General features: G+C 62.0%; 9 protein-coding genes and 2 pseudogenes. 5 read left to right on the top strand and 6 right to left on the bottom strand.

Annotation, left to right across the window (positions count from 1 at the left end; genetic code table 11):
- Positions 1-19: 19 nt before the first annotated feature.
- The gene (locus IHE30_RS08160) at positions 20-1,384 is read right to left on the bottom strand and encodes a sigma-54 dependent transcriptional regulator (protein ID WP_337689858.1); all 1,365 of its coding nucleotides are present in this window, start codon (positions 1,382-1,384) and stop codon (positions 20-22) included.
- A 567-nt stretch (positions 1,385-1,951) separates the two neighbouring features.
- On the bottom strand, positions 1,952-3,280 hold the full coding sequence (locus IHE30_RS08150) for an aspartate aminotransferase family protein (RefSeq protein ID WP_337689857.1): 1,329 nt from the start codon (positions 3,278-3,280) through the stop codon (positions 1,952-1,954).
- 43 nt (positions 3,281-3,323) lie between these two features.
- Here IHE30_RS08150 and IHE30_RS08145 point away from each other — a divergent pair.
- The 3 genes and pseudogenes from IHE30_RS08145 to IHE30_RS08135 all read left to right on the top strand — a co-directional run.
- Positions 3,324-3,461 (top strand): annotated as a pseudogene (locus IHE30_RS08145) (4-aminobutyrate--2-oxoglutarate transaminase); the annotation flags it as partial.
- Between the two features lie 11 nt (positions 3,462-3,472).
- Positions 3,473-4,945: an NAD-dependent succinate-semialdehyde dehydrogenase gene (locus IHE30_RS08140; protein ID WP_337689856.1), complete on the top strand. Its 1,473-nt coding sequence runs from the start codon at positions 3,473-3,475 to the stop codon at positions 4,943-4,945.
- Between the two features lie 476 nt (positions 4,946-5,421).
- Positions 5,422-6,291, top strand: a complete 870-nt coding sequence (locus IHE30_RS08135; protein WP_337689855.1) for a class I SAM-dependent methyltransferase — start codon at positions 5,422-5,424, stop codon at positions 6,289-6,291.
- On the opposite strand, the gene IHE30_RS08130 is transcribed toward IHE30_RS08135, so the two are convergent.
- On the bottom strand, positions 6,292-6,861 hold the full coding sequence (locus IHE30_RS08130; RefSeq protein ID WP_337689854.1) for a DUF1415 domain-containing protein: 570 nt from the start codon (positions 6,859-6,861) through the stop codon (positions 6,292-6,294).
- On the bottom strand, positions 6,851-7,510 hold the full coding sequence (locus IHE30_RS08125; protein WP_337689853.1) for a TetR/AcrR family transcriptional regulator: 660 nt from the start codon (positions 7,508-7,510) through the stop codon (positions 6,851-6,853). The genes IHE30_RS08130 and IHE30_RS08125 overlap by 11 nt, the downstream gene beginning before the upstream one ends.
- 285 nt (positions 7,511-7,795) lie before the next feature.
- Between IHE30_RS08125 and IHE30_RS08120 the strand changes: the two genes are divergently transcribed.
- Positions 7,796-8,389 carry a nitroreductase family protein gene (locus IHE30_RS08120; RefSeq protein ID WP_337690022.1) on the top strand — a complete coding sequence of 198 codons (594 nt, stop codon included), beginning with the start codon at positions 7,796-7,798 and terminating at the stop codon, positions 8,387-8,389.
- 45 nt (positions 8,390-8,434) lie between these two features.
- Here the strand turns inward: IHE30_RS08120 and IHE30_RS08115 are convergent.
- Positions 8,435-9,832: pseudogene (locus tag IHE30_RS08115) on the bottom strand (MFS transporter); the annotation flags it as partial.
- Between the two features lie 243 nt (positions 9,833-10,075).
- Between IHE30_RS08115 and IHE30_RS08110 the strand changes: the two are divergent.
- On the top strand, positions 10,076-11,338 hold the full coding sequence (locus IHE30_RS08110) for an Hsp70 family protein (protein WP_337689852.1): 1,263 nt from the start codon (positions 10,076-10,078) through the stop codon (positions 11,336-11,338).
- Between the two features lie 73 nt (positions 11,339-11,411).
- Here the strand turns inward: IHE30_RS08110 and IHE30_RS08105 are convergent, their stop codons facing one another.
- On the bottom strand, positions 11,412-11,615 hold the full coding sequence (locus tag IHE30_RS08105) for a cold-shock protein (RefSeq protein WP_013434901.1): 204 nt from the start codon (positions 11,613-11,615) through the stop codon (positions 11,412-11,414).
- Positions 11,616-12,071 lie beyond the last annotated feature (456 nt).

Genomic DNA, 12,071 nt, shown 5'->3' with positions numbered 1-12,071 from the left:
GCCGAAGTAATCGTCAACTTCAGCCGGCGTCCGTGGTCATTTCCGCCAAGCGCTGGGTGCGCAGTCGGCGGTACAGCGTGGAGCGGGAAATACCCAACTCTCGTGCCGCTTCGGTTTGCCGGCCGTGGTGTCGCTTCAGCGCCTGGTCGATCAAATGGTCATTGACGATCACGGGCGGCTTGATGATCGGCACGGCGTCCGGTGGCACCCATTGTTCGAGTTCTAGATCGCGAGCCGTCAGGATGGTGCCATCCGTCATCACCAAGGCGCGCCGTACGCGGTTGATTAACTCGCGCACGTTTCCGGGCCACGGATAACGACGCATGGCGGCCATGGCCGACGGGGAAAAACCCTTCACGTGCGGCGCGTCGGATTGGTATCGTTCAAACATGCATTGCGCGAGCACCTCGATGTCCTTGCCGCGCGTGCGCAACGCGGGTTGCTCTACGCGCAGCACGCATAGCCGATGGTAGAGGTCGGCGCGAAAACGCCCGGCATTGACCGCCTCCTCCAGGTTCGCATGCGTGGCTGAAATGACCCGCACGTCGACGTGGATCGTGTCACGCCCGCCCAGGCGCTGGATCGTGCGCTCTTGCAGGAAGCGCAACAGGCTGGTCTGGCTCTCCAGCGGCAGGTCCGCGATCTCGTCGAGAAACAGCGTGCCGTGGTGGGCCGTTTCGGTCCGGCCGACCTTGCGCGACACCGCTCCGGTGAACGCGCCGCGTTCGTAGCCGAACAATTCGGACTGGACCAGATGAGGCGGAATGGCTCCGCAGTTGATCGCGACGAACGGTCGGTTTGCACGCGGCGAGCGCTCGTGGATCGCGATCGCGGTCAGCTCCTTGCCGGTGCCCGATTCGCCGGAAATGAGCACCGGCGCGTCGGTGCGCGCGATCCTCGGGATCTTGTCGAACAGCTTCAGCATCGCCTCACAAGTACCGATCATCCGGCCTTCGCGCGAGCGTGACGAGCCTTGAGGGGCGCGTAGCATGAGCATGCCGTACGCGTGCCCGACTGCATCGGCAATGCGCTCCTGCGACGCGGGAAGCGTTACATAATCAAAGCAATAGTCACGCAGCACCGCTCTGACTGCCGCAAGACTGAGCTGCCGCGGCTCGACTAGCCCGATCCAGGCTACGTCCGATGCCGCCTGGCAGAGCGCCAGCGCGTCGAGCAATGCGGTGTCGGACACCGTGCTCAGGTCGAGGATCCCGCCTGCCTGAACGACATGCTGCAGTGTGTGCCTGGCGGCATGCCCATCATCGACGACCGACACGAGCCAGTTACGTTGGGATAAGTGTTGTTGCAGGTCCCGACGTGGCTCGCGCGTCCAGTAGACGAGTTGTCGAGAAATAGTGAATGGACTGCTGTTAGATAGCGACATGGCTACCCCGTATCGCTGCATTGTTTTTGTTGTATGGACAACCATATCCGCGGCATAACGCGGAAGTGATGGGTCTTGTCAAATCGTCGGTTGGCATGTCGCAATCGAGGCTGCAGCAACAGCGAATAGGTATCGGACGGGTCAGTCGATTGATCCCCGCCGTCTCTGCCGGCTTGGGATGCCCGGCGCTTTCAGACTATAGCGAGGCCCACCCGCCGGGACCGGCACGCATGCGAAAGAGAAGCGAGAAAAACGCAACGCGCCGACACTATGGGTGTCGGAAGTGAGGGGGCGAGTGGCTGAAAAGATAATATCGGGCGAGAGCGTCGTCGGGTGTCCTTTATACGTGCAACAGCCAGTGCTTGTATTTCCACGAACTAATCAAGTAGAAGAACACTTCGTACGCTGTTTTCTTCAACGCAAGGTACACCTTGACGAATCCCTTGTCCAAGACCGCGGCCAGCGGCTCGCATGCCTCCAGGTGCCTCCAACTGCCTCCAGCAGCGTCAAGCCTTCTGCAGATTGTGGGGCAACTAGTGCGGTCGCTGATATCCGTGGCCGGTGTCGTTATTTCAGCGTCTGTAACGCGTTGCGCACCGTGTCGAAGATTTGCGTGACTTGTTGTTCGGAGATGATCAGCGGTGGCGAGAACGCGAGCGTGTCCCCGGTATAGCGGACTAACACGCCAAGTTCGAAACACTTGACGAACGCTTCGTAGGCACGCATACCGAACGCGCCGTCGCGCGATTCCAGCTCCACGCCACCGACCAACCCTAGGTTGCGCACATCCTTGACGTACGGCGCATCGCGCAGCGTGTGGATCGCGTTCTCGAAGAAAGGCGCGATCTTTGCCGTCCGCTCAAACAATCTTTCGCGCTGATACAGGTCCTGCGTTGCGACTGCCGCCGCCGCCGCGATCGGGTGAGCTGAGTACGTATAGCCATGAAACAGTTCGATGGCACCCGGCGCGCTGGCGTTCACGATCGTATCGTAAATCCTCCTGTCCGCGGCTACTGCACCCATCGGCGCGGCGGCGTTATTGATCGCCTTGGCCATCGTAATCAAGTCTGGCTTGACGCCGAAGAACTCAGCGGCCGTCGCGCGGCCGAGCCGCCCGAAAGCGGTGATGACCTCGTCAAAGATCAGCAGAATGCCGTGCCTGGAGCAGATTTCCCGCAGCCGCTGCAGGTAGCCTTTTGGTGGAATCAGCACGCCGGTCGCGCCGGCCACCGGTTCAACGATCACGGCTGCGATCGTCGAGGCGTCGTGCAGCGCGACCAGCCGCTCGAGTTCGTCAGCCCGATGCGCGCCATGTTCGGGCTGCCCGCGGGAAAACGCGTTCCTTGCTGGATCATGCGTGTGCGGTAGATGGTCGACCGCGGGCAGTAGCGCGCCGGAGAATGTCTTGCGGTTAGCGACGATGCCGCCTACCGAGGTGCCGCCGAAACCGACTCCATGGTAGCCGCGCTCGCGGCCGATCAGCCGAGTGCGTTGCCCGTCGCCGCGCGCCCGGTGGTAGGCGAGCGCGATTTTCAGCGCGGTATCGACCGACTCGGATCCCGAATTGGTGAAGAAGACGCGGTCCAGCCCGCTCGGCATGATGCGGGCCACTTTGGCTGCCGCCTGGAAAGCGAGTGGATGACCCATTTGGAACGGCGGCGCATAGTCGAGCGTGCCGGCCGATTGCTGTATGGCAGAGACGATCTCCTCGCGCGCGTGGCCCGCATTCACGCACCACAGGCCGGCCACGCCATCGAGTATCTCGCGGCCATCGCTGGCCGTGTAGTACATGCCCTTGGCCGACGTCAGCAGGCGCGGCGCGGCCTTAAACTGCCGATTGGCGGTGAACGGCATCCAGAAGTTCGACAGATCGCCGACGGTATCGAATGAAGTCATGGTCGCTCCTTGAGTAGTTGTCCAACTCTATCGCCGTCCATTCCTGTTGCTGCTCGTATGCGGCGTACATGGTAATGTAATCCGCTTCCTTTTCCCGCTGATGATCGAATCGGCAGTGCTGGACGAGGGGCTGGACATACTTGAACACGCGCTGACGCACGGCACCGTCGCGCAAGCATAGGAGCAGGGAGCATGGGATCGGACAATCAGGCGTTATCGTTGACGGATTCGTCGCTGCTGCGCGATCTGGCCTACGTCAACGGCACATGGGTTGGCGCGGACGACGGGCGCACGTTCGCCGTGATCGATCCGGCGACGGGCCGCACGCTAGCGGCCGTTCCGGCGATGGGCGTGGCCGAGACACGTCGCGCGATCGACGCGGCGCAGCTTGCACAACGCGCGTGGCGTGCGAAGACGGGTCAAGAGCGTGCCGCGGTACTGCGTCGCTGGCACGATTTAATGCTGGCCAATGCGCACGACCTGGCCACGATCATGACGGCCGAACAGGGCAAGCCGTTTGCCGAGGCGAAAGGCGAGATTGGCTATGCGGCATCGTTCCTCGAGTGGTTTGCGGAAGAGGCCAAGCGAGTGAGCGGCGACACGTTGGCGAGCCCCACCGGTGATAAGCGGCTCGTCGTGCTGAAGGAGCCGGTGGGCGTATGTGCGGCGATCACCCCTTGGAATTTCCCGGCGGCGATGGTTACCCGCAAGGTGGGCCCCGCGTTGGCGGCCGGCTGTACGATCGTGCTCAAGCCGGCGGAAGCTACGCCGCTGTCGGCGCTCGCGCTGGCAGCCCTGGCCGAGCGTGCCGGCGTGCCGGCGGGTGTGTTCAGCGTGGTCACGGGCGATCCGAAGATGATCGGCGCGGAAATGACGTCCAATCCGGTTGTGCGCAAGCTGTCGTTCACGGGCTCGACGCCGGTCGGGCGGCTGCTCGCGGCCCAGTGTGCGCCGACGATCAAGAAGCTGTCGCTGGAGTTGGGCGGCAATGCGCCGTTTATCGTATTCGACGATGCGGATCTGGACGCGGCCGTGGAGGGTGCGGTCGCCTCGAAGTACCGCAATACGGGCCAGACCTGCGTGTGCACGAACCGCTTCTACGTGCACGACTCGGTGTACGATGCATTCTCGCGCAAGCTTGCCGATGCGGTGAGCCGGCTCAAGGTGGGCAACGGGTTCGACGCGGGAGTCACGCAGGGACCGTTGATCAACCAGGCCGCGGTGGACAAGGTTGAGTCGCACATCGCCGACGCGCGCTCCCACGGCGCGCGCGTGCTCTCAGGCGGCAAGCGGCACGCGTTGGGCGGCACTTTCTTCGAGCCGACGGTATTGGCCGACGTGACCCAGGCAATGCGCATCGCGCGCGAGGAAACGTTTGGACCCGTCGCGCCGCTATTCCGGTTCAGTACCGATGATGAAGTGATCCGTCTGGCCAACGAAACAGAATTCGGGCTGGCTGCGTACTTCTACAGCCGAGATCTGGGGCGCGTGTGGCGCGTGGCGGAAGCGCTCGAGTACGGCATGGTGGGGATCAATACGGGCTTGATATCGAATGAGATCGGCCCGTTCGGCGGTGTGAAGCAGTCAGGGCTGGGGCGCGAAGGCTCCAAGTATGGGATCGACGAGTATCTCGAGATCAAGTACCTGTGCATCGGTGGGGTGTGATCCCTTTCACTGCTTTTGCGTTGTTGTTCCATGATGCGCTCTGTGCCCGGCAATGCTGTCGTCCCTGCGCCGCAGTCCGTCTGCGGTGCCGCGCCTGAACGGCTTGTCCTTGTCTCGGTTATCTTAACTACGTAACATCCGGCTCGTGCTACGGTGTTGTTCGTTGCACCAGCGGTTTCGGCAATCCCGCCCTAGTGTGCCGGAAGCCTTGTGCATGGCTGCGGCTCCGGCATCGTTTGATCGCGCGCCCGGCAGGGCATCGAAGCGCCGCCCACTGCAGCTTACGCATAAGCGGGCCAGTTTCGGCAGGATGGCATGATGGCTGCCGACGGCGATGTATCTCGGCGGTGCCGTGGGCTTTTCGGTACACTGTCACCAGTAGGCCGGCAGCACAATCCGTGCCGCCGGCCTACTGGTGACAACTGTGCGCCACCGCGCTTGCCGGCGTGGCGCTTGAACCTGTGTTTCGACCTGCCATGTCCGAGAAGTACGACGTCCGCCCCGGCCAATCCATCGAATTGCTCAAGGCACTTCATATCCTGACGCGCGAGGGCAAGCTTAACCAGGACAGCCGGCGCAAGCTTAAGCAGATCTACCACCTGTACCAATTTATCGAACCACTGCTCGCTGAGTTGAAGCAGCAGGGCCGCGACGTGACGCTGGTCGATCACGGTGCCGGCAAGTCGTACCTCGGTTTCATCCTGTACGATCTGTTTTTCAAGAACCTGGGCGACAACTCGCGCCTGTATGGTATCGAGGCGCGCGATGAACTGGTGACCCAAGCTGCTGACCTGGCCGCCCGGCTCGGGTTTTCTGGTATGGCGTTCCTAAAATTATCCGTAGCGGAATCGATCTCATCGGACCAACTGCCGTCAGCGGTGGACATCGTCACTGCGCTGCATGCTTGCAATACAGCGACCGACGATGCGATCCGCTTTGCGCTGGCCAAGCAGGCTCGCCATATCGTGCTGGTGCCATGCTGCCAGGCGGAGGTGGCGGCCGTATTGAGGCGCAACAAGGCGAAGGCGCTCGGACGCACCGCGCTGAGTGAGCTATGGCGTCATCCGCTGCACACGCGTGAATTCGGCAGCCAGTTAACCAACGTGCTGCGCTGCCTGCAGTTGGAGGCGCATGGGTATCACGTTAGCGTGACCGAGCTGGTCGGTTGGGAACACTCGCTGAAAAACGAACTGATTATTGCCACGTACAAAAATCTGCCACGCCGCAAGCCGTCCGAGCGACTGACGGCGATGTTGGCCGAACTCGGGCTGGAAGAACTCGCGCAACGTTTCTTCATCCCGGCGCTGGCCCGCGAGAGCGAGCAGCGGATCGCCGATCCGGCGTGATCAACGTTGCTCGTCGTGCGCTTCCAGCAGGCGGCGCCAGCCCGCGTGACCGAGTGCGCGCATCGTTTGCTCGTTGCGTTCGTAGATTTGCGCTGCATCCGGAAACGCATCAACCGCCCGCGTCACGCTGGCTTCCCGCAGCAGATGCAGGATCGGATACGGCGCACGGTTCGTATAGTTCTCGATGTCGTGCTCGCCGGTGCCGGCGAATTGGAACAGTGGGTGAAAGCTCGCGATCTGCACGATGCCTTCCAGCGCGCGCCGACGCAAAAGCTTGTCCGCGCGTGGCAGGAAGTCGTTGAATGCGTAGAAGTCGGCAAATGCGTCCGGCAATATCAGCAACGTCGTATCGATCGATTGCGGATCCGCGTCGACCAGCGTTTGCAGCTCGGCATCGAGTGCGGCTAGCACGTCGGCGGCGGTGCAGGCGTCGCTGACCGTGTAGCGGATCTGCTGCTTAACGTGGACGGCCTTCGCGAAAGGGCACAGATTCAGGCCAATGACGGCTCGTTCGAGCCATTGCACCGTGGCGCCGATGACGGCGGCGCGGCCCTGGTGTTCATCGTGCATCGGCATCAAAGGGCGCGGTGGCCGCGTCGATCAACTGGACGGCCAGGGCCGGTGCCGAGTGGATTATGTCGCAGCGCGGATCGAAGGTCTGGCTGGCGGTGTAGACGCCTTCAACGAGCAACGCAAGCGATGCGCCGAGCCGTGCAGGCTCGCGTGCGCCGGCTTGTCGTGCCAGATCGGTCAGCCGTTCGAGCAATGCTGTCTTGTTACGCGCGACGATCTGGCGCGCCGGGTGGTCGCGGTCTGAAAACTCACATGATACGTTGACAAACGGACAACCCCGGTAGTCAGGGCGGCACGCGCGCGCACTCAGATCTTCAAAGAACTGCTTCAATTGGCGTGCCGGCTGCCCGGGATGTTGCGCGATACTGCACTCGAACCGTTGCCAATATTCGGCGTCCATCCGGTTCAGGTACGCGACTACAAGCTCATCTTTCGACGCAAACTGGCGGTACAGGCTCATTTTGTTGACGCCTGCTTGCTCGACGACTGCGTCGATGCCCACTGCACGTATGCCTTGAGCGTAGAACAGCCGCGCCGCCGCGTCGAGCAATTGTTGCTGCGCGTTGGCGCCTGCTATTGGGGTGCGGCGATGCGTGCCGGCGGACGGTGTGCGCCCGTGCGGGAAGGGTTGATTGCTGCGGCTCATGACTCATTTCTGCGCTGCACTGATACGAGATGCCCGGCAGCACAATACTGTGCGTTGATATGTTACCGCTCAGTCACTAGGATTGCAACTTTATGTTACCGGTCGTTAATATGGTGTTGCGGTCGAACCAATGGGACAGGCGCAGATGAAACAGTCGTGAAATGGATCGGCGATCGCTTTCTTTAATGCTCAATGGGTGCGGCACTGCGCAGTAACGACCGGCCCGCTTTTCGGTATGCTTGGGGTTCTTCCTACTCTGGTGACGATTCACGGCGAGACCCGACAATGACCCAAAAGCCCGCTCCGACCGAAGTCGATATCCACCCGCTGCTCGCCGGGCGCTGGAGCCCGCGTGCCTATGCCGACAAGCCGGTGACGCGCGACATGCAGCACCAAATTCTCGAGGCGGCGCGCTGGGCGCCGTCGTCGTATAATTTGCAGCCCTGGCGTTTTGTCGTCTTCGACAAGCATGCTGATGCCCCCGCCTATGGCCGTGCCTTTGCCACGCTCGTGCCGTTCAACCAGGGCTGGAGCAAGCCGGTGCCGGTGCTGATCGCCGTGCTGGCCAAGACCACCACGCCAAAGGGCGACACGAACCCCTGCGCGCAGTACGACACCGGCGCGGCGGCGATGGCGCTGGTGCTGCAGGCACATGCGTTGGGCCTGTGCGCGCATCAGATGAGCGGCTTTGACGTCAACGCCTTCAAGCAAGCCTTTCAGACTCCCGATGACGTGCTGCCGATTGCGATGATTGCGGTTGGGCATCCGGATGATCCCACGCTGCTGGATGAGGCGCTGCAGGCGCGTGAACGGGCGCCCCGCCAACGCGCGGCGCTCAGCGAGTTTGCGTTTGCCGGTGCATGGAACAAACCGTTTTGATTCCGTCATCGTTGGCCTCGGCTCAGTCGTCGGTTGCCGCGGACAAGGCGCCGCGATGTGCTCGAGCGACTGGCGCTCGGCTGCCACGCCCCAGCGCGCCGCAACGGCGGCTGCGGCGAGCATCGCGGCGGCGCCGATCAGATAGCCGCCAAATACCGTTGCGCGCTCGTGCGTATCGATTAGGCGACCGAGCAGCACGGGCCCAATGATGCCGCCAAGCGCCGTGTTGAACGCGTAGAACACCGCGATGGCCAACGCGCGCACCTCGAGCGGGAACGTCTCGCTGACGGTCAGGTATGCTGAACTGGCGGCCGCGGACGCGAAGAAAAAGATCACGCTTCAGGACAGGATCATCGATGTACTGGTGAGCATGCCGCACGCGAAGTAGTAGCCGCTCGCGGCAAGCAGCACGCCGGATATCGCATAGGTGGCGACGATCATGGTCCGGCGTCCCCACACGTCGAAGAACCGACCGAGTAGAAGCGGGCCGACGAAATTGCCGGCGGCGAACGGGCAGCAGGTACCAGCCCACCGTATTGCTCGGCACGCCATAGAATTCGGTCAATACCAGCGCATAGGTGAAAAGATTTCGTTATAGAAGAATGCCTGGGCAGCCATCAGCGTTAGCCCGACCAGCGAGCGGCGCCGGTGCCGTACGAGTAGCGCGTGGCAGATTTCGCGCAGTGGCGTGTGGGAGCGCACTGTCAAGCGCAATGTCGGCAAGCCCTCGCAATTGAGCATGACGCCGTGGCGACGAACCGTTGCTCGATCGCCGCGACGATCGCATGAGCTTCGTCGGGCCGACCATGCGTCAGCAGCCAGCGCGGGCTCTCCGGAATCCACATCCGCATGAGCAAGACTAGCAACCCAAGTACGGCACCGATAAAAAAGCATAGGCGCCACCCATAGTCCGGCGGCAGCAGCGCGAGGTCTAGCAGCACGATCGAGCCCGCCGCGCCCAGTCCTGCGCCGAGCCAGAACGTGCCGTTAATTGCCAGGTCGGCCCAGCCGCGCACGCGTGCCGGCGTGGACGCCTGGATGGTCGAGTTGATCGCTGTGTATTTGCCCATCGATGCCGGCTCCGGTCAGGAAGCGGAACAGCACGAAGCTCGCCAGGTTCCATGAGAACGCGGTGGCGGTAGTCGCCGCGACATACAGGAACAGCGTGATGAAGAACAGGCGACGGCGACCGAGCCGGTCGGTTGCTCAGCCAAAGCCGAGTGCGCCGGTGACCGCGCCGACGATGTAGGCGCTGCTGGCCAAGCCGATATCCGTATTGGACAAATGCAGCACAGGGCTGGCGCGTAGCGCGCTGGCCACCGAGCTGGCCAGCGTGACTTCCAGGCCGTCCAGCAGCCATGTTACGTCGAGTGCGAGCACGATCATATGGAAGCGCCCCCATGGCAGCCGATCCAGTCGCGCTGGCACGTCGGTGCGTATGATCGCGTCGGGAGCGTCGGGAGCGTCGGGAGCGGCATCAGCGGCGCACGAGGATTGACGAACAATTCGGATTGGGGGGAACTATGGCCGGTAGGCTAAGCAAGAATGGGGCCAATGTGGTGCCGGGCAATCGCCGTGCAGCCACAGAGGCTTTGCCTGCGTCGCCGCTTCGTGCTAAAAACCTGTCCCTTTCCGAGTTGACGGTGTCGACCGTGAGTTCGCAGCTGGCCATCCCAGGAGCATCGAATGAACTATTGTGCAATCGATTTTGGCACGTCTAATTCTGCCGTCGCGCTGCCGGCACGGGACGCTGCGCCGCATGGCGTCCGGCTGGCCTCGGTTGAGGGTGACCATGCCACCCTGCCCACGGCTGTGTTCTTCAATCTGGACGAGGACATTCATGTGTTCGGCCGGGCTGCGATCGAATCCTATATCGATGGCTATGACGGACGGCTGATGCGCTCGATGAAGAGCATTCTGGGCTCGCCGCTGGCCGAGCAGAGCACTGAATTAGGGGACGGCACCGCGGTGCGTTATCTGGATGTGATCGCGCTGTTCCTACATCATCTGAAGCAGTGTGCGGAGGCCGCGGCCGGCCGGCCGATGGAGCGGGCGGTGTTGGGCCGTCCCGTATTCTTTGTCGACGACGATCCGCGGGCCGATCGTCTGGCGCAGGACCAGTTGAAAACAGTCGCCCATGCCGTGGGTTTTCGGCACATCGAATTCCAGTTCGAGCCGATCGCCGCGGCGTTCGACTACGAGTCGCGGCTCGATGCCGAGAAACTGGTGCTGGTCGCCGATATCGGCGGCGGTACGTCCGACTTCTCGCTGGTGCGGGTCGGGCCGGACCGGGCGCGAAAGCTCGAACGGCAAGCGGACGTGCTTGGCCACCACGGCGTGCACGTGGCCGGCACCGATTTCGATCGGCGCGTGGAACTGGTGGCGATCATGCGTGAGTTGGGCTATCAATCACTGGACGAACAGGGACGCGAGGTGCCGAATCGGATTTACTTCGACCTCGCGACTTGGCACCTGATCAACACCGTTTATGCACCCAAGCGAGTGGGCGAGCTGCGGCTGACCAAGTACGTTTATGCGCAGCCCCGTTACCACGACCGATTGATGCGCGTCATCGAGGCGCGTCTCGGCCATGCGCTGGCCGGGCTGGCCGAGCGCGCGAAGATCGACGTGGCCGCGGGCGGTGACGCGACGCTCGACTTGTCCCAGATCGAGCCCGAGCTGACGGTGGTTTTTTCCGAGCCGAAACTGCTGGAGGTGGCACAGGACGAGATCCGCCGGATTGCGAACGCGGCGCGTGACACGCTACGCCAGGCCGGCGTGCAGACCGCTGATTTAGGGGCGGTGTACTTCACCGGGGGCTCAACCGGGTTGCGCTGCGTGACCGAGGCGATTGGCGACGCGTTTCCGCGGGCGGAAAAGGTCTTCAGTGACCGTCTGGCCAGCGTTGCCACCGGACTGGGGATCCACGCACAGCGCCTGTTTGATTGACGCGCACGCCGGATAAAAAACCCCGCATAAAGCGGGGTTTTTTCATGGGCGCATCGCGCCAGGCGGGAGGGGCTTATGCCGCGCGAATATTCGCCGCTTGCTTGCCCTTCGGGCCCATCTTCACTTCGTACGTAACCTTTTGGTTTTCCTGGAGGGACTTGAAGCCATCCATGCGAATTTCGGAGAAATGCGCAAACAGGTCTTCACCACCGCCGTCCGGCGTAATGAAGCCAAAACCTTTGGCGTCGTTGAACCACTTGACGGTTCCGGTTTCCATAAAACAAATCCTTAAAAATGAATAAGAGCCGAGGCCCGATAGCGCACGAAAATCAAGGAAGGGTGAGAGGAACAACCGAAGTACCGTCGTGGGAGACTACAGATGGATAACCACCAACACTCGCCGCTTGAAATCCTGCATGCACATTTATATTGCGAAAATCAGACCCGGTCAATGTCTTTTTCGCAAACTCAGTAGTTTCCCGGATGCGCTCTGCCCGGGATCGCTTCGGATCTCGTCCTTTTTTGCCGTTTCCCGCAACGTCCGCCTCACCATCAAAAATGGGCGTAGAGTTCGCTTTCAACGCCGCGTCTGGCGTTTTATGTTAATCATTTGTCATTTGATTAATGCTGCATGCAGCGGCAATTCCGTGCTCGTCGGGTCGTCTCATGTTTCGCCGATTCGCAACTGATCGGCCAGTTGAAAGGTGCCACCGTTAAACTTCGCGCCGGTTGC

It is taken from the genome of Mycetohabitans sp. B46 (assembly GCF_037389205.1).
GTDB lineage: Bacteria > Pseudomonadota > Gammaproteobacteria > Burkholderiales > Burkholderiaceae > Mycetohabitans.
The sequence above is the reverse complement of the archived record's forward strand: the minus strand, read 5'-3'. Positions and strand labels throughout refer to the sequence as shown.